The organism is Micromonospora sp. NPDC093243, assembly GCF_044753725.1.
Classification (GTDB): Bacteria; Actinomycetota; Actinomycetes; order Mycobacteriales; family Micromonosporaceae; genus Micromonospora.
Genome location: NZ_JBIVNT010000003.1, coordinates 426,540 through 451,097, shown reverse-complemented (window position 1 = coordinate 451,097; position 24,558 = coordinate 426,540). Strand labels below are relative to the sequence as shown.

Here is a 24,558-nt window from a genome sequence, read left to right as displayed (position 1 = left end):
GATCACCCCTCGTATATCAATGATCTCAAATTCATAACATCAGTCTTAGCGGATGCTGAGCGCTGTAACGACGGCGGCGTAATCGCTAGGGTCTGCCGGGTGCCGATGACCTGATATCGGCTCACAACACGCGGAGGCCCGAACCGGACGTGCTCCACGCTCCAAGCGACCGTCCAGCCGCCTCCCGTGTAGACACCCCTGACGCTTCTTCACCCCGGGAGTACGCGTGATCCGTCCCAAGCTGTCGCTACGGCGACCGCTGGCCGTCCTGGGGGCCGCTCTGCTCGGCCTCACCGGCGCCTTCGTGCTGGCCGCCCCCGCCAGCGCCCACCACACCACCATCACCGGCACCGTCGACTGTGACCAGCTCACCGGCGAGCGCGTGATCACGTGGAAGGTCGAGAACAGCGAGCGCGACAAGGCCGTCACGCTGAAGACGGTGACCGCCGAGCCGGCCACCCCGGTGCACCTGGCGATCGAGAGCGCCGAGCCCGTCCTGCTGGAGGGCACGGTCGTCGCCAAGGGCGGCAGCGTCAACGCCGTCCAGCGGGTGCCCGGCGACACCGCGAGCGCCAAGCTGACCATCCACGGCAAGTGGAAGAAGAACGGCCAGGAGGCGACCAACGAAGGCAGCGTCACGCTGTCCGCCGACAAGCCGTGCACCCCGGCGCCGAAGTGCGTGGACGCCAGCCAGGCGAAGTACAGCCACACCTTCGACGGGCCGAAGGGCACCGCGACCGTCAAGCTCGACGGTGACCTGCCGCTCTGCGGTGAGGCGAAGCAGCCGTTCACGCTGGTCTCGTACTTCGCGCCGCGACCGCAGTTCGCCACCCCGCAGTACGTCTACGGCACGCCGGACAGCGACTGGATCGGCGGCACCAAGACCGAGATCGAGCTGAACGTCGAGATCCCGAACTGCCACACCCAGGTCGACCTGATCTGGGGCGACGCCGACGAGGTCATCGACCCGCTGGTCGAGGGCGGCAAGCGCTACGGCAACATCAAGCTCGGCTCGCCGGGCGCCCCGGGCAACCGCTCCACCGGCCCAGACGGCTGGTACAACGGCGGCGACAAGAGCTGCACCACCCCGGCGTCCACCTTCGCGTCCAACTGCGACGGCACCGTCACGGTCTCGCTGAGCAACGACGGCAAGATCAGCAAGTACCCGGTCGAGTTCGAGGTCAAGGGCGAGAACGGCTGGTCCAAGAAGGTCACCGTCGAGCCGGGCAAGGCCGACAACGGCATCGTGGTGCCGGCCGAGAACGCCGGCAAGGTCGAGGTGCTGGTCGACGGCAAGGTGATCGACAAGGGCACGTACTCGTGGCAGCGCCCCGAGGACTGCCCGCTGCCCACGGTGACCACCAAGGCGGACTGCAAGAACTTCACCCTGACCGCGACCAACCCGGAGGGTGGCATGCCGGTCAAGGTCGAGTTCACCTACGACGGCAAGACCGAGACCCGCACCGTCGAGCCGGGCAAGTCGGAGTCGGTGACCTTCAAGGCCGGCAAGGACGAGAAGGCGCTGGTCGCCCTCCCCGAGCTGGACCTGGAGCTGGAGGCCGTGTACGCCCCCGAGGGTGAGTGCGGCGGCGGCGGGGCCGGCGGCGAGGAGCCGGGCCTGCCGGTGACCGGTGCGGCGGCCGGCGGCATCGCCGCGGGCGCGCTGGCCCTGCTCGCCGCGGGCGCGGTGCTCTTCGTCATCGCGCGTCGGCGTCGGGTGACCTTCACCGCCTGATCCGACGGCGTGTGAGCGCCTGATTCAACAGCGCCACGGGCGCGTCGACCGACCGGTCGGCGCGCCCGTGGCGTTTCTGCGTCCACCGTGGCCCGTCCGGCGCAGAGCGCGCCCTCGTCGGCTCCGAGCGGGCCGGAGCGGACGGGTCACGATTCGGCCACGGGAGGCGACCTCCGGGGTCGCACGGGACCGCGCGGAAGCGCCCCTCGTGGTTACCGTCGGGCGACGAACCGGCCATCCGCGAGCCGCATGGCCGTCGATCCATCACCCGCACCGGCCTGGCCGGCTCTGTGCGTCAGGCGCGTCCGACGACAGGAGAGTCCATGAAGAGGCATCGATCGCTCTGGCGCCGCCCGCTCGCCGTCCTCGGCGCGGCGGTGATCGGCCTCACCGGCGTGACCGCCCTCGGCGCCCCGGCCAGCGCCCACCACACCGCGGTCCAGGGCGAGGCGAGCTGCGTCGACGGCAGCTACCAGGTCCGCTGGACGGTACGCAGCGAGAGCACCCCGCCGGCGGCGACGAGCTTCCGCTTCGTCGCCGTCGACACCGCACCGGCCGGCACCGTCGGCGACATCGCCACCGGCCCGGAGAACGAGTTCCCGCACCCGGTCGGCGAGCCGGTGACCGGCGTGCAGACGGTGCCCGGTGACGCGACCGAGGCCCGGCTGGCCGTACGGGCCCAGTGGAACAACGGCCACGCCGAGGATCAGGCCCGTGAGGGCGTGGTGGCGCTCGCCGGCACGTGCGGCACGAAAGACCAGCCGGGCGGGCCGAGCGCCAGCTTCACCTCGATCTGCGCGAGCGCGATCGACGTGCGCCTGACCAACCCGGCCAAGGCGCCCGCCGTCGAGCTCGTGCTCGCCTCGATCCCGGCCGGCGGCGCCGCCCAGACGGTGCCGCTCGCCCCCGGCGAGAAGAAGGACGTGCGCTTCCCGGTCGAGGGCTGGGACGGGGTCAGCGTGACCGTGGCGGGCAGCACCGAACCGCTCGCCACCTATCTCTGGACGGACCCGGGCAACTGCGCCCTCGCCAACGTGACCAGCCGCTCCACCTGCGACACCTTCACGGTGGTCTTCGCCGACCCGCCCAACGGCGACACCTGGACGGTGACCTTCTCGCCGACGTACGGCAAGGCCCGCAAGCGGGTCGTCAAGCCGGGTCAGACGATCGAGGAGACCTTCGAGGGCAGGGAGGGGCAGGCCGTCGTCGCCGAGTACGACTACTGGGACCCCGACGGTGACTACTACGGCCCGTGGGAGTGGGAGCAGCCCGCCGACTGCGGCGGCGGCGGAGCCGGCACCGGCGGGCTGCCGTTGACCGGCGCCTCCACCGGCGGCCTCGCGTCCGGCGCCGCCCTGCTGCTGCTCGTCGGCGCGGGCCTGTTCCTGATGGCGCGCCGTCGCCGGCTGCGGTTCACCGCCTGAGCGGAACCGAGCCGACCCGAGGGCGCATCGACCGGCCGGTCGGCGCGCCCTCGGCCGCTACGCCCACGCCGTCAGCCCTTCTCCAGGTACTCCGCGCGCTCCTCGTCGACAAGCGCGGCCACCGAGGCGGCCAGGGCCGGCTGCCGGATCAGCTCGGGGTCCTCCTCGACCAGGGCGATCGCCTCCGCCCGGGCGTCCCGGATCAGATCCGTGTCGCGCAGCAGGGACAGCAGCCGCAGGTGGGAGCGGCGCCCGGACTGGGTGGCGCCGAGCACGTCGCCCTCGCGACGCTGCTCCAGGTCGAGCTCGGCGAGCTTGAAGCCGTCGGTGGTGGAGGCGACCGAGTCGAGCCGTTCCCGGGCCGGGCTGCCCTCCACCGCCTCGCTGACCAGCAGGCAGAGCCCGGCCGCCGAGCCCCGGCCGACCCGTCCGCGCAGCTGGTGCAGCTGGGAGACGCCGAACCGGTCGGCGTCCAACACGATCATCACGGTCGCGTTCGGCACGTCCACCCCGACCTCGACCACGGTGGTGGCCACCAGCACGTCGAGCTGGCCGTCGGCGAACGACCGCATCACCGCGTCCTTCTCGTCGGCGGGCAGCCGGCCGTGCAGCACCCCGATCCGCAGCCCGTGCAGCGGACCCTCGGCGAGCAGCGGCGCCACCTCGGTCACCGCCAGCGGCGGCCGGCGGCCGTTGTCGTCGTCCCGGGGCGGCTCCTCGTCGCTCGCCGGGCCCGGTTCGAAGTCCGGCGCCTCCGCGCTGGCCGCTCCGGCCCCGGACCTCGAATCGCCGATCCGCGGGCAGACCACGTACGCCTGATGCCCGGCGGCCACCTCCTCGCGGAGCCGGCGCCAGGCCCGGTCCAGGAAGGCCGGCTTCTCGGCGGCCGGCACCACGTGCGAGGCGATCGGCGAGCGCCCCCGGGGCAGCTGGGAGAGGGTGGACACCTCCAGGTCGCCGTAGACGGTCATCGCCACGGTGCGCGGGATCGGGGTGGCCGTCATCACCAGCACGTGCGGTGGCTGGTCGGCCTTGGCCCGCAGCGCGTCGCGCTGCTCGACGCCGAACCGGTGCTGCTCGTCGACCACCACCAGGCCCAGGTCGGCGAAGTCGACGCCCTCGTAGAGCAGGGCGTGGGTGCCGAGCACGATGCCGGCCCGACCCTCGGCGACCTCGGCGAGCGCTCGGCGGCGGGCGGCCGCGCCGAGCGAGCCGGTGACCAGCTCCACCCGGGTGGCGTGTTCGGCGGCGTCCAGCTCGCCGGCGCGGCCCAGCGGACCGAGCAGGTCGCGCATGCCGCGGTGGTGCTGGGCGGCGAGCACCTCGGTGGGCGCGAGCAGGGCCGCCTGCCCGCCGGCGTCCACCACCTGGAGCATCGCGCGCAGCGCGACGACCGTCTTGCCGGAGCCGACCTCGCCCTGCAGGAGCCGGTGCATCGGATGCGGGGTGGCCAGGTCGACGGCGATCTCCTGGCCGACGTCGACCTGGCCGGGGGTCAGCTCGTAGGGCAGCCGGGCGTCGAACGCGTCCAGCAGGCCGCCGGCGCGGGCCGGCCGGGGCCGGGCCGGCCAGTCGGCGGCCCGGTGCTTGCGCTGCACCAGGGTCAGCTGCACCGCGAACGCCTCGTCCCACTTGAGCCGGTGCCGGGCCCGGTAGAGCTCCTCCTTGCTGGACGGCCGGTGGATCTCGCGTAGCGCGGTGCCCAGCCCGACCAGGTTGCGGCTGGCCCGCACGGTCGCCGGCACCGGGTCCTCGGGCGGGGTGACCGTGTCCAGCACCACCCGGACGCACTTGGCGATCACCCAGGTGGGCATGGCCGCGGCGGCCGGGTAGACCGGGATCAGCGCACCGGCGAACTCCTCGATCTCCTCGCTGGCCGCCGCCTCGCCGTCGCCGCCCTCGCCGAGCAGCACGTATTCCGGCCCGTTGAGCTGGCGCTTGCCCCGGAACTCGGTGACCTTGCCGGCGAACAGCCCCCACCGGCCGGGGCGCAGCTCCCGTTCGCGCCAGGCCTGGTTGCCGAAGAAGGTGAGGGTGAGCAGGCCGCCGGAGCCGTCACCGACGGTCACCTCCAGCAGGTTGCCGCGGCGCTGGCGCATCGGCCGCACCGCGGTGCGCTGCACCTGTGCCAGCACTGTGACCTGCTCGCCGACGTCCAGCGACCGGATGTCGGTGTGCTCGCCACGCTCGTCGTAGCGGCGCGGGAAGTGGTAGATCAGGTCGCCGGCGGTGTGCAGATCGAGGTGAGCCGCCAGGGCCTTGGCGGTCTTCTCACCGACCAGTTTCTTCAGCGGCGTCTCCACCGTGGCCGACTCGCTCGGCTCGCTCATTCGACCCCCACCAGGAGCGGGTAGTGCGGTTGCCCACCCGGGTATGCCTGCACCTCGACGAACGGCCAACGCTGCCCGACGTGGGCGCGGACCGCGTCGACGAGGCCGGCCGGGGCGTCCACCCCGGAGATCAGGGTCACCAGTTCGCCACCGCCGCCGAGCATCCGGTCGACCATCGCGACGCAGGTGTCGACGAGGTCGGCGCCGATCAGGTGCACCTCCCCCTCGACCAGGGCGAGCACGTCGCCCGGCCGGCAGGGCCCGGCGACGGTCAACGCCTCCCGGCTGGCGTGGCAGACCTCGGCGTAGCGGCAGGCCCCGGCCGCCTCGGCCATCGCGATGACGTCGTCCTCGAAGCGTCGCCCCGGGTCGCGGACCGCCAGGGCGGCCAGCGCCTGCACCGGGGACCGGGTGGGCACCACACTGACCTTGACCCCCAGCCGGTGCGCCTCCTTCGCCGCGGCGCTCGCGACGGCCTGGGTGTTGGGGTCGTTGGGCAGCACCACCACACGGGTCGCGCCGGTGGCCCGGATCGCGTCGACCAGTTCGCCGATCGACGGGTTGCCCGGCACCACCGTGGCGCCCTCACCGCCGAAGAGTTCGGCGATGCCGGCGCCGGGGGCCACCACGACGGCCGCCCGCGCGTCCGCCGGCAGGGCCGCCGGCGGCGGCTGGTCGGCGAAGCGGGTCACCGAGATCCGGTGCGGTCGGCCGGCGACCACGCCCGCCTCGACGGCCGCGCCGACGTTGTTGACGTGCACGTGCACGTTCCAGGTGGGCTCCGGTCCGACGCCGTCACCGACGATCACCAGGGAGTCGCCCAGGCCGGCGAGCACGGCGCGCATCCGGTCGACCGCCTCCGCCCCGGCGTCGAGCAGGAACTGCACCTCGTAGGCGTACCGGTCGGAGCCGGTCTCCCGCGGCGCGACGGCCGGCCCGGCGGCGGGCGGGGGCGCGGGTGAGACCCGCGCCACCCGCTCGCCGGTGACCACCTCGACCAGGGCGTCCAGCAGCAGGCAGAGGCCCCGGCCGCCGGCGTCGACCACGCCGGCGCGGGCCAGCGCCGGCAACTGCTCGGGGGTACGCGCCAGCGCTGCCGCCGCCTCCTCGGCCGCCGCCCCGGCCACGGCGCACAGGTCGTCGGTGTCCGCCCGCTCGGCGCCGGTGGCCGCCGCGGCCACCACGGTGAGCAGGGTGCCCTCCACCGGCTGGGCGACCGCGGTGTAGGCGGCGACGGTGCCGTCGCGCAGCGCGGCGGCCAACTCCCGGCCACGCAGCGCCGGCACGGCGCCGGCCGCGTCGGCGAAACCGCGCAGGATCTGCGAGAGGATCACGCCGGAGTTGCCCCGGGCGCCGAGCAGCGCGCCCCGGGCCATCAGCCGCAGCGCGTGCCCGTGCGCGGTGGCGCCGCCGTCGGGAAGGGTGTCCAGGTCCATCGCGAGCGCCTGCTGCGCCGAGGTCAGCGTGAGCACCAGATTGGTGCCCGTGTCGCCGTCGGGCACCGGGTAGACGTTGAGCTGGTCGATCTCGGCCTGGTGCCGCTTCAGGGCGGCCAACCCGCCCGTGCACCAGCGGCGCACCGCGGCGGCGTCGAGGGTGTCCAGCACGGCGAGAAGCCTACTGGCGCGCGCCGACAGCCGGCGGCCTCGCCCGGCGTGTCCGGGGCCTTGGCCGCCCGCTCCGGGACCCGCGCTACCCTCGGCGGGCGGCCCCGCCCCGGCAGGAAAGCGCGGGACGAACCGGCCGGCCGGCCCGCTCACGTGGCCCGGTTGGGCAGGACGCCTGGTCATCGGGTAACCTGGCCAGGTTGCCCGGGCAGCACCTGCCGGCGACCCCATGAACGTTTCAATCCCAGGAGTATCCCGTGGCTAGCGTGTGCGACGTCTGTGGCAAGGGGCCGGGCTTCGGCCACAACGTGTCCCACTCGCACCGGCGGACCAACCGCCGCTGGAACCCGAACATCCAGTCGGTGCGCACCCCGGCCGGTGGCGGCAACACCAAGAAGTTGCAGGTCTGCACCTCGTGCATCAAGGCCGGCAAGGTCACCCGCGCCTGACCGCGCGGCAGACCACCTGATCGACGGCACAGCCGGCGGACCATCGGGTCCGCCGGCTGTTTCGTGTGCCCGGACGGCCCTCTGACGGGAACGCGACGACCCATCGACTGCTGTCGTACGCCCGGTTAGTGTCTCCCTGCGCCGACCGCCGGAGAGCCCGGTCGGGGGCCGACCGTGGGGGGCGAGCCGTGCAGCTGGACCTGGGCCGGGACCACATGATCATCATCGGGACCTCGCACGGCATGCTGCGCTCCTTCGCCGAGGACCTGCCCGCCGACAGTGTCGTGCTCATCGACGAACCCGACGTGATCCGCCGTCGCGACGTCGAGCGCCTGGCCGGGCAACTGCCGTTCGTCTCCCGGGTGGTGCCCGCCGAATACCAGACCGGCTTCGACGCCGCCGCGCTGCTCGCTCGCGAGCCGGGGCTCGCCGCCGCCCGACTGGTGATGCCCGGCATGGAGTACGCGGTGGGCGCCGCCGCCCGGCTGGCCGACGCGCTCGGCCTGCCCGGCGCCGGAGGCACGGCCGCCGACGTCTTCTGCGACAAGCACCAGCTGCGCCTGCTGGCGGCCGAGGCCGGTCTGGCCAACCCGGCGTTCGAGCTGGTCGACGGCCCCGCCCAAGCGGCCGCCTTCGCCCGCCGGCACGGCGGCCGGTGCGTGCTGAAGCCCACCCGCCGCTCCGGCAGCCTCGGGGTGCAGATCCTCACCGACCCGGAGCAGGTCGCCGACGCGTGGGCGGACACCGCCGCCGCGGAGGCGCCGCCGGAGGCCACCGACCGCGGGGTGCCCACGGCCGTCCTGGTCGAGCAGGTGCTCGACGGCCGGGAGCACAGCGTCGAGCTGCTGGTCGCCGACGGCGAGGTGATCTTCAGCAACGTGACCGACAAGCGGGTACAGCCCGGACGACGACCGGTGGAGACCGGGCACACCGTCCCGTCCGCGCTGCCCGACGGCGTCCGGCGGGAGCTGCTCGACGCGGCCGCCCGGCTGGCCCGGGCGGCCGGCTTCCGCACCGGGGTGCTGCACAGCGAGTGGATCATCGCCGACGGCGTGCCGACGCTGGTCGAGTGCGCCGCCCGGCTGCCCGGCGACATGATCACCGCGTTGATCTCGATCGCCTACGAGTGCGGGTTCATCGAGGCCTACCTGCGGACGCTGCGCGGCGAGCGCCCGGTGCTGCCCGCCCGGCCGACCGGCGCGGCGGCGGTGGAGTTCCTGCTGGCCCCGCCCGGCACGGTCACCGCCGTCGACGGTCTGCGGGCGGCCCGCCGGGTCTCCGGAGTGCTGGGCGTGCAGCTCGACGTCGCGGTCGGCGCCACGGTCGGCGAGGTGACCTGCTCGCTGGCCCGCAGCGGGCACGTGCTGGCCTGGGGCGCCGACCTGGCCGAGGCGACCGCCGCGGCCGGCAAGGCCGCCGAGCAGATCCACATCAGCACCGACTGAGCTGGGAGGCTGACGGCCGGCGCGGCCGGCCGGGGACGGTCACCCGGGCCGGCGCGGTCAGAGCGTGCGGCCGAAGGAGAGGCAGCCCGGCTCGTCCTTGTAGAAGCCGAAGTTCGGGATCCGCTCGTACCCGGCCGAGGTGTACATCGCGATCGCCTCGGGCTGCCGGTCGCCGCACTCCAGGATGATCTGCTTGCGCCCGTGCTCGCGGGCGGAGCGCTCGACCGCCGCCAGCACGGCCCGGGCCACCCCGCGGCCCCGGGCCGCCGGCGCGGTGTACATCCGCTTCAGCTCGGCGAACTCCCCCGTCTCGCCGTGACTGCGCCAGCCGCCGCAGCCGACCGCCGCACCGTCGAGGTGAGCGACGAGGAAGGCGCCGGCCGGTGGGACGAACTCGGCCGGGTCGACCGGGGTGTCGTCGCCGCTGCCGCCGTACCGCTCGCCGAGGTCGGCCAGCGCGTCCCGGATCAGTCGCTGCGCCACGGGTGCGTCGAAGGGCACGGCGTGGATCTCGATCTCGCTCACCGGAAAAGGTTACGACCTGCGGTTACCGCTACCGGAAGTGGTCCCAGCCGGCCGGTCCGGCGTACGCCTCGCCGTCGACGGTGACGCCAGCCCCGGCCACCACCCGGCCGACCGGCCGCCACGGGTCCGGCAGCGCCACCGCCGACGGGAAGGTGGCGGCCAGCGCGTGGTCGTCGCCACCGCCGAGGATCCAGGAGTACGGGTCGACGCCGAGCGCCTGCGCCGCGTCACGCATCTGCCGGGGCACCTCGAAGGCGTCCCGCCGTACGTCGATCCCGACGCCGCTGGCCTTCGCCACGTGCCCCAGATCGGCCAGCAGCCCGTCCGACACGTCGATCATCGAGGTGGCCCCGAGGCGGGCGGCGTGCGGGCCGGCCTGGTAGGGCACCTCGGGCCGCCGGTACGCCTCGACCAGCAGCCGGGGCGTGCGGAAACCACGGGAGAGCACGGTCAGCCCGGCCGCCGCGAAGCCGGAGCGGCCGGCGAGGGCCACCACGTCCCCCGGGCGGGCCCCGGAACGCCGTACCGGCTCCCGGCCACCGAGGTCGCCGAGGGCGGTCACCGCGATGGTCAACGTCGGGCTGGCCGACATGTCACCGCCGACCACGCTGGCGCCCACGATCGCCGCCTCGGCGCCCAGCCCGTCGGCCAGCTCCTCCGCCCAGCCCGACTCCAGCTCGGCCGGCATGCAGAGGGCGACCAGCAGAGCCGTCGGGGTCGCTCCCATGGCCGCGATGTCGGCCAGGTTCGCCGCCGCCGCCCGGTGCCCGACGTCCCGGGCGCTGGACCAGTCCCGCCGGAAGTGCCGCCCCTCGACCAGCACGTCGGTCGACGCCGCGACCCGGCCGTCCGGCGCCGCGACCACGGCCGCGTCGTCACCGGGCCCGAGCAGGGTCGCCGGCCCGTACGCCAGCCGGGCGGTCACCCGCTCGATCAATCCGAACTCGCCGATCCCCGCGACGCTCACCCCCGCCACCTCGTTCCGCTCCTGCCGCCCAACCCCGGCGTGCTCGCTCACCGCTGCTCCTCGACCACCGATAGGGATCGGACCTGCTCCGTAGGGTAGTTTCACCCTTCGGGCCGCCCGAGGGCGGCGACGGAGGGAGGTCAGTCGTGGTACAGGCGTACATCCTCATCCAGACCGAGGTGGGCCGCGCACGTGACGTGGCCGGTCTCATCGCGGACCTCGCCGGCGTGGTACGTGTCGACGCCGTCACCGGGCCGTACGACGTGGTCGTCCTCACCGAGGCGAACACCGTCGACGAGCTCGGCAAACTCATTGTCAGCAACGTGCAGATGGTGCCCGGCATCACCCGCACGCTCACGTGTTCGGTGGTGCGGCTGTAAGTGGACAAGATCACTACTTCTCCGGCCGACTCCCCGGACCGGGCCGACGAGCGCCCCGAGGCGACCGCCGGCACCGGGCCGGGGCGGGACGGCGGCAACCGCCGCGCCGCCCTGATCTCGGCGCTGATCGCACTGCCGGTCACCCTGCTGGTGGCCGCGTTCGTCTTCGCACAGCTCTCCCCCGACGCACCGGCGCCCACACCGAGCGCGTCGGCGACGACCGCCCGAGCCCAGTCCACCGCGCCGGTCGAGATGGCCGCCCCGGCGCTGGCCGCGCGGCCGGCCACCGTCTGTCGCGCCCTGCTCTCCCAGTTGCCGCCGACGGTCCGCGACCTGAACCAGCGCCCGGTCACCGCCGGCCCGGAGCAGAACGCCGCGTACGGCGATCCGGCGCTCACCGTGGCCTGCGGCGGCGCCGAGCCGACCATTCCGGCGACCGACGAGGTCTGGATGGTCAACAAGGTCTGCTGGCACGCGGCCGAGCAGACCGACGTGACGGTGCTCACCACGGTGGACCGGGAGACCGCGGTGACGGTCCGGGTGCCCCGTGCCTACGGGCAGCCGTTGCAGTGGGCGGCACCCATCTCCGACACCATCGTGGCCTCGGTGCCCTCCGGCGGCGACACCCCGGCCGGCTGCCAGGGCTGACGCCCCCGGCCGTTCAGTGCAGGCCGACGCCGCGGTTGAGCGCGGTGCGGATCAGCCGGTCGACCAGCTTCGGGTACTCCAGGCCGGCGGCCGCCCACATCCGGGGGAACATCGACGACGGGGTGAAGCCCGGCATCGTGTTGATCTCGTTGAGGTAGACGTCCAGCTCCGGGGTGACGAAGAAGTCGACCCGGGCCAGTCCGGCGCAGTCCAGCGCCGTGAAGGCCCGTACCGCGTACTCCTGGACCTGGCGGGTCACCCGCTCGGGCAGGCCGGCCGGGATGTCGTACTCGCAGGCCTGCTCCGAGTCGATGTACTTCGCCTCGAAGTTGTAGAACTCGTAGCCGGCGACGAGCCGCACCTCGGCCAGCACCGACGCCTCGGGCGCGCCACCGGCCTCGCCCTCCAGCACGCCGCACTCGATCTCGCGGCCGATCACCGCGCCCTCGATCAGCACCTTCGGGTCGATCTGACGGGCGGTGGCCACGGCCGCGTCCAGCTGGGCCCAGTCGGTGACCTTCGTGATGCCGAACGACGAGCCGGCCCGGGACGGCTTGACGAAGACCGGCAGGCCCAGCCACTCCTTGTCGGCCTCGCTCAGTGTCATCCCGTTGCGCAGCACGGCGTACGGGCCGACCGGGATGCCCTCCGCGGCGCAGAGCTTCTTGGTGAATTCCTTGTCCATCGCGGCGGCGGAGGCGAAGACGTTCGCCCCGACGTACGGGATGCCGGCCATCTCCAGCATCCCCTGGATCGTGCCGTCCTCACCGTACGCGCCGTGCAGCACCGGGAAGACCACGTCCACGTCGGCCAGTGCCCGGGGGCCCTCGGCCGGGTCGAGCACCATCAGCCCGTTGCCGGTGGGGTCGGCGCGCAGCACGAGGTCGACACCGGACTGGGCGGTGATCTCCGGCAACTGCCGGGCGTTGATGGCGAGCTGCTCCGGATCGCCACTGGTGAGCACCCACTGCCCCGCGCGGGTGATACCGACCGGCACCACCTCGTACTCGTCCGGGTCGAGCGCGCCGATCACGCTGCCGGCGCTGACAGCGGAGATGCCGTGCTCCGGGCTGCGGCCGCCGAAGACGATCGCCACGCGGGTCTTGCCTGGGGTGGTCACTCCGGTCACCTCTCCGGTCGCGGATGCGGGCTCGTCGCTCACCCGGTTGACCTTACTGTGCGTGGCGACCGGCCGAGGCTCATACCCGGTGAGACGCGGCACCACACCGCATTCGGTCAGCATGGCTTATACGGTGCGTAATCACCCACGGCATTCGGAGGGTACGCCTGCGTCGGCCACGGCGGAGCGGGTGAGCGCGCTCGACGGCAGCGGCACTACGCTGCTCGGCTGTGAGCTCCGACGCCCTCATCGACTCCCTGTCGGCCGCGCTCGACGCGCGCCCGGACGACCTGCCGCTCCGCCTGCACCTCGCCACGCTGCTGCTGGACGCCGGCCGCGGCGGCGAGGCGATCGCCCAGATCGGCCAGGCGCTCGCCCGAGACCCGGGCAGCGACCAGGCGCAGGCGTTGATGCAGCGGGCGCTCGGCGCCGCCGTACCGCCGCCGACCCCCGCGCCCGGCGCGGCCCCGGCGCCCGGTTCCGGCCCGGCGACGCGGCCGCCCGCGCAGCGCGCGGCCGGGCCGGCGGGCGACGACCCGCTCGCGGCCTACGAGCAGGAGCTCGCCGACGTCGTCCCGCCGCGCTTCGCCCGCGCCGACGACGAGCCGGACCCGGTCACCGGCGACGACGACCGGGTGTACGACGTGGAGACCTCGACGATCCGGCTGGCCGACGTGGGCGGCATGTCGGCCGTGAAGGAGCGGCTGGAGCTGGCCTTCCTCGGCCCGCTGCGCAACCCTCAGCTGCGCAGGATGTACGGCAAGAGCCTGCGCGGCGGGCTGATGCTCTACGGGCCGCCCGGCTGCGGCAAGACGTTCCTGGCCCGGGCGGTCGCCGGGGAGATGGGCGCGAAGTTCGTCTCGCTCTCCATCGTGGACGTGCTGGACATGTGGATGGGCAACTCGGAGCGCAACCTGCACGAGCTGTTCGAGGCGGCCCGCCGCAACGCGCCGTGCGTGCTCTTCCTCGACGAGGTCGACGCGCTCGGGCACAAGCGCTCCCAGGTCGGCTCCAGCTCGATGCGGACGCTGGGCAACCAGTTGCTCGCCGAGCTGGACGGCATGGAGGGCAACAACGAGGGCGTGTTCGTGCTGGCCGCCACCAACACCCCGTGGGACGTCGACCCGGCGCTGCGCCGTCCGGGCCGGCTCGACCGGGTGGTGCTGGTGCTGCCGCCGGACCCGGAGGCCCGGCGAGCCATCCTCGAGTACCACCTGCGGGAGCGGCCGATCGCCAAGATCGACCTGCGCAAGGTGGTCGCGGCCAGCGAGGACTACTCCGGGGCCGACCTGGCCCACCTCTGCGAGACGGCCGCCGAGTTCGCGATGGCCGACTCGGTGCGCAGCGGCGAGGTGCGGATGATCGAGCAGCGGGACTTCGACCGGGCGCTGAAGGAGGTCCGGCCGTCGACCCGGCCGTGGATGGCCACCGCCCGCAACGTCGCCATGTTCGCCAACGAGGGCGGCGTCTACGACGACCTCGTCGCCTACCTCAAGAAGCGCAAGCTGCTCTGACCGTCGGGTCTGACCGTCGGGTCTGACCGTCGGGTCTGACCGTCGGGTCTGACCGTCGGGGCGGGCCGGACGGGCGCTGCCACCCGCCCCGACGGCGTCAGTCGCGGGCGTGCCGCCGGCCCACGGCGATCACCTTCACCCGCTGGCGGCCGGCCCTCACCATGCCGAGCGCCATGAACGCCCCGGCGATCCGGTCCGCCGCCTCCCGGCTGCTGGCGCCGACCACCTGGCGACGCCGCTCCGGGCTGGTCCGCTCGTTGCGGACGGGCCCTTCGATCGGGCGTACGTCGGTGAGCACCACCAGGAAGCGGGTCATCGCCGGGCCCCAGGGTGGCCGACGCGGGCTTGCGGACCGGTACGCACGCTGACTCCCTTCGGACGGGCCGGGACGGCGCGGCACGCGGCGATCGGGTACGGGGGAGAAACCCGATCGCCGCGCGCCCCATCCCCTCCGGTCGCTCACCACCACCGTCGCCACGACAACCGGCGGTGAGGACGCGATAACAGATTGACAGCTGTAGACCCATGAATGCAACTCTCATCGGCGTTCTCTCATGTATCGGTTCCCAGAAATGTGTGCGACCATCGATGCATGGCTCCGAAGACCGCCCGCGCCCGCCGCCTGGGCATCGCGCTGCGCACCAACCGGGAGGCCGCCGGCCTGACCCTGGAGGCGGCGGCGGATGAGATCAACAGCACCCGCAGCACCCTGTCCCGGTACGAGAACGCCCAGACGCTGGTCAATCCGGCCACCGTGCGGGCGCTGCTCACCCTCTACGGGGTCGGCCCGGACGACGTCGCCGCGGCGGTCCAACTGGCCAAGGACGCGCGCAAGCCGGGCTGGTGGGTCTCCTACTCGTACCTGCTGGACCGCCGGACGATCGACTTCATCGCCTTCGAGTCCGAGGCCACCGGGATCGCCAACTTCGAGCCGTCGGTGGTGCCGGGGCTGCTGCAGACCGCCGACTACATCCGCGGAGTGATGCGCGGCGGCCCGCACACGCTCAGCGACGAGCAGGTGGAGCAGCGGGTCAAGCTCCGGCTGGACCGCCAGCAGCGGCTGACCGGCGACGAGCCGCCGATCTTCGACGCGATCATCGACGAGGGCGCGCTGCTCCGGCCGGTCGGCGAGCGGTCGGTGATGGACGGGCAGCTCCGGCACCTGGTGAAGATGGCCGAGCTGCCGAACATCACGGTCCAGGTGATTCCCCTGGCCGCCGGCTACCACCGGGGCACGCGGGGGTCGCTGCACATCCTGGAGTTCGCCGACCCGGAGGACCCGATCATCGCCTCGGTGGAGACGGTGGCCGGTCAGATGATCCTCGACCGCCCCGGCGACCTGCGTACCTGCGTACCTGCACCAAGATCATGGAACACCTGCGGACGGTCGCGCTGAGCCCGGCGGACAGCCGCGACCAGCTCCTCGAACTCCTGAAGGGACGGTAGGACCGATGACACCGACGATCAGCGCGGCGCTGGCCGCAGCCGGCTGGCGCAAGAGCAGCCGCAGCGGCGACGAGGGCGCCTGCGTGGAGGTGGCGGTGATCCCTCAACTGGTCGCCGTCCGCGACTCCAAGGACCCGACCGGCCCGGCGCTGCTCTTCGCGCCGACCGCCTGGGCCGCGTTCGCCCAGGCGCCGCCGCGCCGCTGACCACCCCTCGGCGTCCGGCCGCCGGTGGGCGGTGGCCGGCCGCCGAGGCCCGACCGGCCGCCGGTGGGCGGTGGCCGGCCGGGCCAGGGTGATCCGGAGGTGGCTGCCGGTCAGGCGACCACCGACCGGGGCGCGGGGCCGGCCCGCAGCGCCTCCAGCGCCGCGATCGCCACCCCGCGGGCGCCGGCCATGTCCCGGTCCGGGACCAGGGCGAAGGTGGCCACGGCCGCCTGCTCCGCACGGAGCACGGTGTGTTCCCGGACCTCGGCGAGGAACCAGTCGCGGAACTCCGGCGCCGCCTCCACCACCCCGCCGCCGACGAAGTACGCGTGCGGATCGGTGAAGTTGGCGGCGATGGTGAACAACCGGCCGAGCGCCATGGCCTGCTGGGTGAAGATCGCGCGGGCCAGCGCGTCACCCCGCTCGCCGTAACCCCGGACCAGCTTCGCGGCCCGGGCCGGCGGCTCCGCGGCCAACGGGTGCCCGACGTACCGGGTCAGCCAGTACGGCAGCAGGTTGTGCTCGATGGCGGTCAGCGAGGCGATGCTCTCCGCGTCCCCGTCGAAGCCGCAGGCGCAGACCGGCACCGGCTGGTCCGGGGCGAGCAGCCCGTGCAGCGGAAGGTGCACGTGGCCCAGCTCGCCCGCCATCCCGGCGGCCCCGGCGATCACCCGGCCGCCCTCCACCACGCCGCCACCGAGCCCGGTGCCGACGATCGCCGAAACCGACGACCGGGCCATCGCCTCGGCTCCGAAGTGGACGTGGTGGGCGTAGAGCGCCGCTGCGTTGCCGTCGTTGTGGTAGACCACCGGAAGGCCGAGTCGCCGCTCGAGCGCGCCGCGCACGTCGAAGCCCCGCCAGGCCGGCTGCGAGAAGTTGGTCGACCCGCGCGAGGAGATCACCCCGGTGGCGCTCGCCGGGCCCGGCGTGTCCAACCCGACCGCCCGGACCAGCTCGCGCGGCACCCTCACGTGCGCCAGGACGCCGTCCAGCGCGCGGGCCAGCGCCTCGATCGCCGCGCCCGGGCCGTCCTGCACCTCACTCGGTATCTCCACCAGCCCGTCGACCAGGAACCGGCCGTCCAGGGTGAGGACCGTGGCGTTGTTGCTGGTGCCGCCGTTGTCCAGCCCGACGACCACCGGAACCCCTGCGCTGCCCACCGAACCGCCTCCCGTCCCTGATGACGCCCGGCCCGCCCGCGCCGTGGTCGACGCGGACCGGCGAGCTGTGAGCAGAGGCTAGTGCTCCTTCCCCGGCCACCGCCACGCCGACCGGGCAACCGGCGGCAGGAGCGGGCGGTACGGGCCGGTCGGCGTCGGCGGCCCGGCCGGGCGGGCTGGACCCGGCGGCTAGGCCGGGCAACGGGCGGTGACCGCCGTCGCGTCCAGGTCCTCGTCGTGGCGTACCTGCGGCGTCAGCCCCAGACCGGTGAGCTCCGTGCAGAGCGCGTCGGCCTGCACCGCGGCAGCCTCCACCACCAGGTGTCCGCCGGGCGCCAGCCAGTCGGCCGCCCCCTCGGCCACCCGGCGCAGCACCGCCAGGCCGTCCGAGCCGCCGTCCAGGGCCACCGGCGCCTCGTGCAGCCGCGCCTCGGCCGGCATCAGCGCCACCGCCCCGGTCGGCACGTACGGGGCGTTGGCGACGACCAGGTCCAGCCGGCCTCGCCAGCGCGCCGGCAGTGGCGCGAACAGGTCGCCCTGGAAGACCGGCACGGCCAGATCGGCGAGGTTGCGCCGGGCGCAGGCCACCGCCGCCGGGTCGATGTCGGCGGCAGCGAGCCAGCGAGGGCTGAGCCGCTGCGCGAGCGCGAGCGTGGTCGCCCCGGAGCCACAGCAGAGATCCACCACGGCCGGCGCCGGCCCGGTGACCGCCGCGGCGGCCGCGACCAGCAGGCCGGTCCGTCCGCGCGGCACGAAGACGCCGGGGTCGACGGCGACCCGCAGCCCGCAGAACTCGGCCCAGCCGAGCAGGTGTTCCAGCGGTGTGCCGGCGATCCGGCGATCGACGAGGTCGGCCAGCGCGGCCGGGGACTCGGCGGCGTCGAGGAGCAGCTCGGCCTCGTCCTCGGCGTAGACGCAGCCGGCGGCGCGCAGCCGGTGCACCAGGGCGGGACGGTCGGTGGGGAAGGGCACGGTCATGGAAAGCCTCCGGGAGCGCTCGACGGCGCTCCCGTGGCCGCTACCGTGGCGGCCTGGACGTGGGAGGGAGCGCCGGTCCTGATGTCGGGCGGATCGGACTCACCTCCTCGGATTCGGGGCCGTCGCGGGCCACCCGGAACGATAACCCGGCGGGCGGGGATCAGGTAGCCGGGCCGGCGGCGGCGAGCGCGGCGGCGATGTCGGCCACCAGATCCGCGGTGTCCTCCACCCCGCAGGAGAGCCGGACGAAGCCGGGGCCGGTGTCGTCGCCCCACTGGGCCCGGCGGTCAGCCGTGGTGTGCAGACCGCCGAACGAGGTGGCCGCGGCGACCAGTCGGGCGGCCTCGACGAACCGGCCGACCCGGTCCGCCGTGCCGAGGTCGAAGCAGAGCACCCCCGGCATCCGGCGCATCTGGGCCGATGCCACCGGGTAGGCCGGGTCCTCCGGTCGGCCGGGCCAGCGCAGCCCGGTCACGTCCGCGCGGTCGGCCAGCAGCGCCGCGACCGCCGCCGCGTTGGCGCTCTGCCGGGCCAGTCGCAGGTCCAGGGTGGCCAGCGACCGGTGGGCCAGCCAGGCGTCGAACGCGCCGGGGACCGCGCCGGTGGTGGTACGCCAAGCGGTCACCGCATCGAGCAGCACCGTGGACCGGGTGGCCAGGTAGCCGAGCAACAGGTCGGAATGCCCGGTGAGCGCCTTGGTCCCGGAGGCGACCACCAGGTCCGCGCCGAGGTCCAGCGGACGTTGGCCCAGCGGAGTCGCGGTGGTGTTGTCCACGGCGAGCAGCGCGCCGGCGGCGTGTGCCCGGTCGGCCAGCGCGGCCACGTCGACCACGTCGAGACCCGGATTGGCCGGGGTCTCCACCAGCACCAGCCGCACCCCTGCCAGGTCGGGGTACGGGCCGACCGTCGGCGCGAAGAGCACCCGGACGCCCAGTTCCGCCAGCACGTCCGTGGCGAACGCCCGGACCGGGAAGTATCCGTCGGTGGGCAGCACCACGGTGTCGCCCGGCCGGAGCACCGTCAGCAGCAGCGCGGTGATCGCGGCCTGCCCGCTGGCGAAGACCCGGCAGTCGGCGCCCTCCAGCTCACCGATGGCCGCCTCCAGCAGCCGGCGGGTCGGGTTGTCCGGGCGGCCGTAGCCGTTCGGGCTCGCCGCCGGCCCCTCCCACGGGTCGACGTGGTACGGCGCGGCGAAGACCGGACCGGGCAGGAACGGCTGCCCGGGCGCCGGCTCGGGCAGCCCGGCGCGCACGCAGCGGGTGCCGTCCCCCAGATCAGTCATCGGATCCTCACTCGTACGACTCGGGCTTGGCGGTCCGGCTCATCAGGGTGTCCACGGCGAGGCGCGGGTCCATCCCCTCGTGGCAGATCCGCTCGACCTGCTCGGTGATCGGCATCTCCACACCGTGCGCCCGCGCCAGGTCGCGGATCGCCAGGCAGCTCTTCACACCCTCGGCGGTCTGCCGGGTGGCGGTCTGCGCCTCCTCCAGCGTCTCGCCGCGGCCCAGGTGCTCGCCGAAGGTCCGGTTGCGGGCCAGCGGGGACGAGCAGGAGGCGACCAGGTCGCCCATGCCGGCCAGACCGGCGAAGGTGATCGGGTCCGCGCCGAGCGCCACGCCCAGCCGGGCGGTCTCGGCCAGCCCCCGGGTCATCAGCATCGCCCGGGTGTTGTCGCCGAAGCCCATCGCGGTGGCGATGCCGTACGCCAGCGCGATCACGTTCTTGACCGCCCCGCCCAGCTCGCAGCCGATCACGTCGTCGTTGGTGTACGGGCGCAGGTACGGCGTGCGGATCGACGACTGCACGAGGGTGGTCCGCCGGCTGTCCGTTCCGGCGACCACGGTCGCGGCCGGCTGCTCGGCCGCGATCTCCGGGGCGAGGTTCGGGCCGGAGACCACCACCACCCGATCCGCCGCGACCCCGGCGGTCTCCACGATCACCTCGCTCATCCGCCGGGTGGTACCGAGCTCGATGCCCTTCATCAGGGAGACCAGCGTGGCGTCCGGGTGCAGGTGACCGGACCACTCGGCCAGGTTGCCGCGCAGGGTCTGCGACGGCACCGCCAGCACGACCAGCTCGGCGCCGGTGATCGCCTCGGCGGCGTCCCCGGTCGCCGTGACCCGCTCCGGCAGCGCCAGGCCCGGCAGGTACTCCGGATTGCGCCGTTCGTCCCGCAGGGTGTCCGCGACCCGCTGCCGCCGGGCCCAGATGGTCACATCCCGACCGGCGTCGGCCAGGATCTTGGCGAACGCGGTGCCCCAGGAGCCGGCGCCCAGCACCGCGACGTGCCCGCTCCGCTCGCTCATGCCAGCACTCCGCTGCGCTCCGTGCTGCCATGAGGCACCACCGCACTGAGTCGATGATTCGCTCGCTGCCGCCCGCTCATGCCAGCACTCCGCTGCGCTCCGTGCTGCCATGAGGCACCACCGCACTGAGTCGATGATTCGCTCGCTGCCGCTCGCTCATGCCGCGTCTCCCTGCTGCTGGCGCTGGGCGCGGCCGGGGCGTTCCCAGAGCGGTGGCGGGGTGCCGCCGCGGATCTCGGCGAGCATGTCGCGCAGCTGCAGCATGATCGCGTCCGTCATCTCCTCCAGGGTGACCCGGCTCGGCGACGCGCCGGCCCACCGGCTCAGGTCGACCGGCGGACCGGCCACCACGGTGACCGGGATCCGGGGGCGCAGGCTCAGCCGGGTGCTCCGCGGGTCGAAGATCCGCTCCGGGCCCCACATCGCCACCGGGACGACCGGAGCGCCTGTGGCCAGCGCGAGCCGCGCGGCGCCGGTCTTGCCCTTCATCGGCCACAGCTCCGGCTCCCGGGTGGTGGTGCCCTCCGGGTAGATCACCACGGCGCCACCCTCCTTGACCGCGTTGATCAGCGCGTCCAGCGACCGGGCCGCGTCCACCGTGCCCCGTTCCACCGGGATCTGCCGGCAGCGGTGCAGGATCCAGCCGACCACCGGCACCCGGAACACACTCGCCTTGCCCAGGTACTGCGGCCAGCGCCCGGAGTCGAAGATGAAGTGTGCGGAGACCAGCGGGTCCGCGTGCGACAGGTGATTCGCCACGATGATCATGCCGCCGTCCCGGCCGAGGTGTTCCATCCCCCGCCAGGTCCGCCGGGTCCAGACGGTCATCACCGGCTTGACCAGCAACACGGCGAACCGTCGCCAGAACCCCAGCCTCCGCCGTGCCACTGCGCCTCCTCGTGCCGCCCGGGCCCCGCCCACCGGCCCCGCCGGTGACACCCGCAGCGGAAATCATGCCTGCTGCCTCGGGGTACGGCCAGTGAGGGGTACCGCCGCCCGGCTGGCAGGATTGCAGGTGTGAGTCAGCCGAGGTGGACCGTGGTGGTCCCGGTGAAGCGCCTGGCTGCGGCGAAGAGCCGCTTGCGCGGGGCGTTGCCGGGCGTACCCCACGAGGAACTGGCGCTCGCGCTGGCGGCCGACACGGTCCGCGCGGTGCGGGCCTGCCCGGCGGTCGCCGAGATCCTGGTGGTCACCGACGACCCCCGGGTGGGCGAGGCGGCCCGGCAGGCCGGCGCGCGGGTGCTGCCGGACCAGCCCGACGCGGGCCTTAACGCCGCCTTCCGACACGGCGCCTCCGCCACGCCCGGCCGCTGGGTGGCCGGCCTCACCGCCGACCTGCCCGCGCTGCGCCCGGCCGAGCTGGCCGCGGCGCTGGCGGCGGCGCAGGCCGCCCCGGCCGTACGCCGGTTCGTGGCCGACGCGCCGGGCGGCGGCACCGTGCTGCTCACCGCGCCGCCGGGGACGCCGCTGGACCCCCGGTTCGGGATCGACTCGGCCGCCGCGCACGCGGCGAGCGGGGCGCTGCCCCTCACCGGTGACTGGCCGAGCCTGCGCCGGGACGTCGACACCGCGGCCGACCTCACCGTCGCCGCCGGGATCGGGCTCGGGCCACGCAGCGCCGCACTCGTCGGGGCCCACTGCCCGGCCGGCGCACCGGGCTGACGGGCCCGCCGGTGTACGGTGCTCGCATGCAGGGCACGGTGGCCACCTACGACGCGGCGACCCGCAGCGGTCTGCTGCTCCTCGACGACGGCACCGAGCTGAACTTTCCGGCCCGCGCCTTCGACGCCTCCGGCCTGCGTCTGCTCCGCCTCGGGCAGCGGCTGCGGGTGGAAACCGACGCCGCCGGTGAGGTGGTACGCGTGACGTTGCCGACGATGAGCTGACGCGTCGCCGCCAAGTTCATTTTGCGTTCACCGGATTCGGGTGATTATGAGCAGGTGAGCACCCCTCGCGAAGAACCCGCCAAGCCCACCCCCGACCGCACCGGGGCCCGCAACGGCACCCGGCTGCGTGGCGACGACGGCCGTTCCCGCCCCGGTGGCCCGCCCGACGGCGTCGAGCAACCCCGGGCCGCCCGCACCGACGTCCCCGCCGCCGACGCGGCAGCAGCGTCGGACGGGCTCGAGGAGGTGCTCGACCCGACTGCCACCCCCGGATCGGCCCCCGCCCCCCGACCCGCGCCCGCCCCCGACCTGGCTGCCGACCGCGGCGACGACGAACCGCCGGCCGCCGAACCGCTGCCCGATGACCGGTTCCTCAACCGGGAACTCTCCTGGCTCGACTTCAACGCCCGGGTGCTGGCGCTCGCCGAGGACCCCCGCACCCCACTGCTGGAGCGGGCGAAGTTCCTGGCCATCTTCGCCAGCAACCTGGACGAGTTCTACATGGTGCGGGTGGCCGGGCTGAAGCGCCGGTTGCAGGCCGGGCTGCCGGTCCGCGGCGGTGACCGGATGCCGCTGCGCACCCAACTGGAACTGATCGCCGAGAAGGCCGCCGCGCTGGTCGCCCGGCACGCCGCCTGCTTCGTGGACGACGTGCTGCCCAAGCTCGCCGACGAGGAGATCCGCATCCTGCGCTGGAGCGAGCTGGACGACGCCGAACGGGAGCGGCTGCGCGCCTACTTCCGGGAGCAGATCTTCCCGGTGCTGACGCCGCTCGCGGTCGACCCGGCGCACCCGTTCCCGTACATCTCCGGACGGTCGCTCAACCTGGCCGTGGCCGTCCGCGACCCGGACGGCGGGTCGGAGCTGTTCGCCCGGGTGAAGGTGCCGAACAACGTTCCCCGGTTCGTCCGGGTGCACCGGGACCAGCCCGGGCTGCGGATGCTGCCGGTCGAGGACCTGATCTCGGTGCACCTCGGGCAGCTCTTCTCCGGCATGCAGGTGGTCGAGTGCCACCTGTTCCGGGTCACCCGCAACGCCGAGGTGGAGGTCGACGAGGACCGGGACGAGGACCTGCTCCAGGCGCTGGAGCGGGAGCTGGCCCGGCGCCGGTTCGGTCCGCCGGTCCGGCTGGAGGTGGCCGCCTCGATCACCGACCACATGCTGGAGCTGCTCGTCCGTGAGCTGGACATGGACGACCAGGACGTGCTGCGGGTGCCCGGCCTGCTCGACCTCTCGGCGCTCTGGCAGCTCTACGGCGAGGCGGACCGGCCGGATCTGAAGGACAGGCCGTTCGTGCCGTCCACCCATCCGCGGCTCACCGAGGGCGAGGTCCCGCGCAGCGTCTTCGCCACCCTGCGCGACGGGGACATCCTGGTGCACCACCCGTACCACTCCTTCGCCACCAGCGTGCAGCGCTTCATCGAGCAGGCCGCCGCCGACCCGAACGTGCTGGCCATCAAGCAGACCCTCTATCGCACCAGCGGCGACTCCCCGATCGTGGACGCCCTGGTCGACGCCGCGGCCGCCGGCAAGCAGGTGGTGGTGCTCGTGGAGGTGAAGGCGCGCTTCGACGAGGTGGCCAACATCGGCTGGGCCCGAACGCTGGAACGCGCCGGCTGCCACGTGGTGTACGGCCTGGTCGGGTTGAAGACGCACTGCAAGACCGCTCTGGTGGTACGGCAGGAGGGCAACCAGATCCGTCGCTACTGCCACATCGGCACCGGCAACTACCACCCGAAGACCGCCCGGCTCTACGAGGACTTCGGCATGCTCACCGCCGACCCGGAGATCGGCGCCGACCTGACCGACCTGTTCAACGTGCTCACCGGCTACAGCCGGCAGACCGCGTACCGCCGGTTGCTGGTGGCCCCGCAGGGCATCCGCAGCGGCCTGATCGAACGGATCGAACGGGAGATCTCCCACGTCCGGCTCGGCATGCCCGGTCTGGTGCAGTTCAAGGTGAACGCGCTGGTCGACGAGGCGATCACCGACGCGCTCTACCGCGCCTCCCGCGCCGGCGTGCACGTCGACCTGCTGATCCGGGGCATGTGCACGCTGCGCCCGGGGGTGCCGGGGCTGTCGGAGAACATCCGGGTGCGCTCGATCCTCGGCCGGTTCCTGGAGCACTCCCGGGTCTTCCGGTTCGGCAACAACGGCGACGCCGAGTTCTGGATCGGGTCGGCGGACCTGATGCACCGCAACCTGGACCGTCGGGTGGAGGCGCTGGTGCAGGTCTCCGATCCGGTCGCCCGGGCCGAGCTGGACCAGGTGCTGACGGCCGCGATGAGCCCCGAGGTGGAGGGGTTCGAGCTGGCTGGGGACGGCGCCTGGACCCGGCGGGCCGGCACCCCCGAGGAGCCGCTGGCCCACCTGCAGGAGTTGCTGCTGCGCCGGGTCGGTGGCACTGCCGGCTGACCGTGCGGGGAATAGGC

21 protein-coding genes and 2 pseudogenes are annotated in these 24,558 nt (G+C 74.0%); 12 read left to right on the top strand and 11 right to left on the bottom strand.

Features of this window, described 5'->3' with window-relative positions; genetic code table 11:
* Positions 1-226: 226 nt before the first annotated feature.
* A complete protein-coding gene (locus ACIP9D_RS11720; protein WP_350869614.1) occupies positions 227-1,735 on the top strand; it encodes a cell wall anchor protein in 1,509 nt (502 codons plus the stop codon).
* Between the two features lie 323 nt (positions 1,736-2,058).
* Positions 2,059-3,159, top strand: coding sequence for a hypothetical protein (locus ACIP9D_RS11715; protein ID WP_350869612.1), 1,101 nt, complete (start codon positions 2,059-2,061; stop codon positions 3,157-3,159).
* Between the two features lie 71 nt (positions 3,160-3,230).
* On the opposite strand, the gene recG is transcribed toward ACIP9D_RS11715, so the two are convergent.
* Both recG and ACIP9D_RS11705 read right to left on the bottom strand, forming a co-directional pair.
* Positions 3,231-5,489, bottom strand: coding sequence for an ATP-dependent DNA helicase RecG (recG, locus tag ACIP9D_RS11710; protein WP_350869609.1), 2,259 nt, complete (start codon positions 5,487-5,489; stop codon positions 3,231-3,233).
* The gene (locus ACIP9D_RS11705) at positions 5,486-7,096 is read right to left on the bottom strand and encodes a DAK2 domain-containing protein (protein WP_350869608.1); all 1,611 of its coding nucleotides are present in this window, start codon (positions 7,094-7,096) and stop codon (positions 5,486-5,488) included. Before ACIP9D_RS11705 ends, recG begins: the two co-directional genes overlap by 4 nt.
* 257 nt (positions 7,097-7,353) lie before the next feature.
* Here ACIP9D_RS11705 and rpmB point away from each other — a divergent pair, with 257 nt between their 5' ends.
* Both rpmB and ACIP9D_RS11695 read left to right on the top strand, forming a co-directional pair.
* Positions 7,354-7,545 carry a 50S ribosomal protein L28 gene (gene rpmB, locus ACIP9D_RS11700; RefSeq protein ID WP_007456456.1) on the top strand — a complete coding sequence of 64 codons (192 nt, stop codon included), beginning with the start codon at positions 7,354-7,356 and terminating at the stop codon, positions 7,543-7,545.
* 188 nt (positions 7,546-7,733) lie between these two features.
* On the top strand, positions 7,734-8,990 hold the full coding sequence (locus ACIP9D_RS11695; protein WP_350869606.1) for an ATP-grasp domain-containing protein: 1,257 nt from the start codon (positions 7,734-7,736) through the stop codon (positions 8,988-8,990).
* Between the two features lie 57 nt (positions 8,991-9,047).
* Here the strand turns inward: ACIP9D_RS11695 and ACIP9D_RS11690 are convergent, their stop codons facing one another.
* Positions 9,048-9,515: a GNAT family N-acetyltransferase gene (locus ACIP9D_RS11690; RefSeq protein WP_350869605.1), complete on the bottom strand. Its 468-nt coding sequence runs from the start codon at positions 9,513-9,515 to the stop codon at positions 9,048-9,050.
* Positions 9,516-9,543: 28 nt separating this feature from the next.
* Positions 9,544-10,482 (bottom strand): thiamine-phosphate kinase, encoded by a 939-nt coding sequence (locus ACIP9D_RS11685; RefSeq protein WP_350869956.1) that lies wholly within the window; start codon positions 10,480-10,482, stop codon positions 9,544-9,546.
* Positions 10,483-10,628: 146 nt separating this feature from the next.
* Here ACIP9D_RS11685 and ACIP9D_RS11680 point away from each other — a divergent pair, with 146 nt between their 5' ends.
* Both ACIP9D_RS11680 and ACIP9D_RS11675 read left to right on the top strand, forming a co-directional pair.
* Entirely contained in the window at positions 10,629-10,862 is a 234-nt protein-coding gene (locus tag ACIP9D_RS11680; RefSeq protein ID WP_088646044.1) for an Lrp/AsnC ligand binding domain-containing protein, read from the top strand.
* Positions 10,863-11,510 (top strand): DUF3515 family protein, encoded by a 648-nt coding sequence (locus tag ACIP9D_RS11675; RefSeq protein ID WP_350869604.1) that lies wholly within the window; start codon positions 10,863-10,865, stop codon positions 11,508-11,510.
* Positions 11,511-11,523: 13 nt separating this feature from the next.
* On the opposite strand, the gene ACIP9D_RS11670 is transcribed toward ACIP9D_RS11675, so the two are convergent.
* A complete protein-coding gene (locus tag ACIP9D_RS11670) occupies positions 11,524-12,630 on the bottom strand; it encodes a D-alanine--D-alanine ligase family protein (RefSeq protein WP_350869955.1) in 1,107 nt (368 codons plus the stop codon).
* A 230-nt stretch (positions 12,631-12,860) separates the two neighbouring features.
* On the opposite strand from ACIP9D_RS11670, the gene ACIP9D_RS11665 reads away from it, so the two are divergent.
* A complete protein-coding gene (locus tag ACIP9D_RS11665) occupies positions 12,861-14,144 on the top strand; it encodes an ATP-binding protein (RefSeq protein ID WP_350869602.1) in 1,284 nt (427 codons plus the stop codon).
* Between the two features lie 97 nt (positions 14,145-14,241).
* Here ACIP9D_RS11665 and ACIP9D_RS11660 read toward each other — a convergent pair whose 3' ends face one another.
* Positions 14,242-14,460, bottom strand: a complete 219-nt coding sequence (locus ACIP9D_RS11660) for a hypothetical protein (RefSeq protein WP_350869600.1) — start codon at positions 14,458-14,460, stop codon at positions 14,242-14,244.
* A gap of 276 nt (positions 14,461-14,736) precedes the next feature.
* Here ACIP9D_RS11660 and ACIP9D_RS11655 point away from each other — a divergent pair.
* Both ACIP9D_RS11655 and ACIP9D_RS11650 read left to right on the top strand, forming a co-directional pair.
* Positions 14,737-15,590, top strand: a pseudogene (locus ACIP9D_RS11655) (helix-turn-helix domain-containing protein).
* Positions 15,591-15,595: 5 nt separating this feature from the next.
* Positions 15,596-15,796, top strand: a complete 201-nt coding sequence (locus ACIP9D_RS11650) for a DUF397 domain-containing protein (protein ID WP_350869599.1) — start codon at positions 15,596-15,598, stop codon at positions 15,794-15,796.
* Between the two features lie 110 nt (positions 15,797-15,906).
* On the opposite strand, the gene ACIP9D_RS11645 is transcribed toward ACIP9D_RS11650, so the two are convergent.
* From ACIP9D_RS11645 to ACIP9D_RS11625, 5 genes are all read right to left on the bottom strand, one after another.
* Positions 15,907-16,956, bottom strand: coding sequence for an ROK family protein (locus tag ACIP9D_RS11645; protein ID WP_350869597.1), 1,050 nt, complete (start codon positions 16,954-16,956; stop codon positions 15,907-15,909).
* Positions 16,957-17,145: 189 nt separating this feature from the next.
* Positions 17,146-17,934 carry a putative protein N(5)-glutamine methyltransferase gene (locus tag ACIP9D_RS11640; RefSeq protein WP_350869594.1) on the bottom strand — a complete coding sequence of 263 codons (789 nt, stop codon included), beginning with the start codon at positions 17,932-17,934 and terminating at the stop codon, positions 17,146-17,148.
* Between the two features lie 160 nt (positions 17,935-18,094).
* Positions 18,095-19,216 carry a cystathionine gamma-lyase gene (locus ACIP9D_RS11635; protein ID WP_350869591.1) on the bottom strand — a complete coding sequence of 374 codons (1,122 nt, stop codon included), beginning with the start codon at positions 19,214-19,216 and terminating at the stop codon, positions 18,095-18,097.
* 7 nt (positions 19,217-19,223) lie between these two features.
* Entirely contained in the window at positions 19,224-20,240 is a 1,017-nt protein-coding gene (locus ACIP9D_RS11630) for an NAD(P)H-dependent glycerol-3-phosphate dehydrogenase (protein ID WP_350869589.1), read from the bottom strand.
* Between the two features lie 156 nt (positions 20,241-20,396).
* Positions 20,397-21,128: a lysophospholipid acyltransferase family protein gene (locus ACIP9D_RS11625; protein WP_350869588.1), complete on the bottom strand. Its 732-nt coding sequence runs from the start codon at positions 21,126-21,128 to the stop codon at positions 20,397-20,399.
* Between the two features lie 129 nt (positions 21,129-21,257).
* On the opposite strand from ACIP9D_RS11625, the gene cofC reads away from it, so the two are divergent.
* From cofC to ACIP9D_RS11610, 3 genes and pseudogenes are all read left to right on the top strand, one after another.
* Positions 21,258-21,902, top strand: a complete 645-nt coding sequence (gene cofC, locus ACIP9D_RS11620; RefSeq protein WP_350869586.1) for a 2-phospho-L-lactate guanylyltransferase — start codon at positions 21,258-21,260, stop codon at positions 21,900-21,902.
* A gap of 26 nt (positions 21,903-21,928) precedes the next feature.
* Positions 21,929-22,126, top strand: coding sequence for a cold-shock protein (locus ACIP9D_RS11615; RefSeq protein WP_350869584.1), 198 nt, complete (start codon positions 21,929-21,931; stop codon positions 22,124-22,126).
* A 213-nt stretch (positions 22,127-22,339) separates the two neighbouring features.
* Positions 22,340-24,541 (top strand): annotated as a pseudogene (locus ACIP9D_RS11610) (RNA degradosome polyphosphate kinase); the annotation flags it as partial.
* Positions 24,542-24,558: the final 17 nt, after the last annotated feature.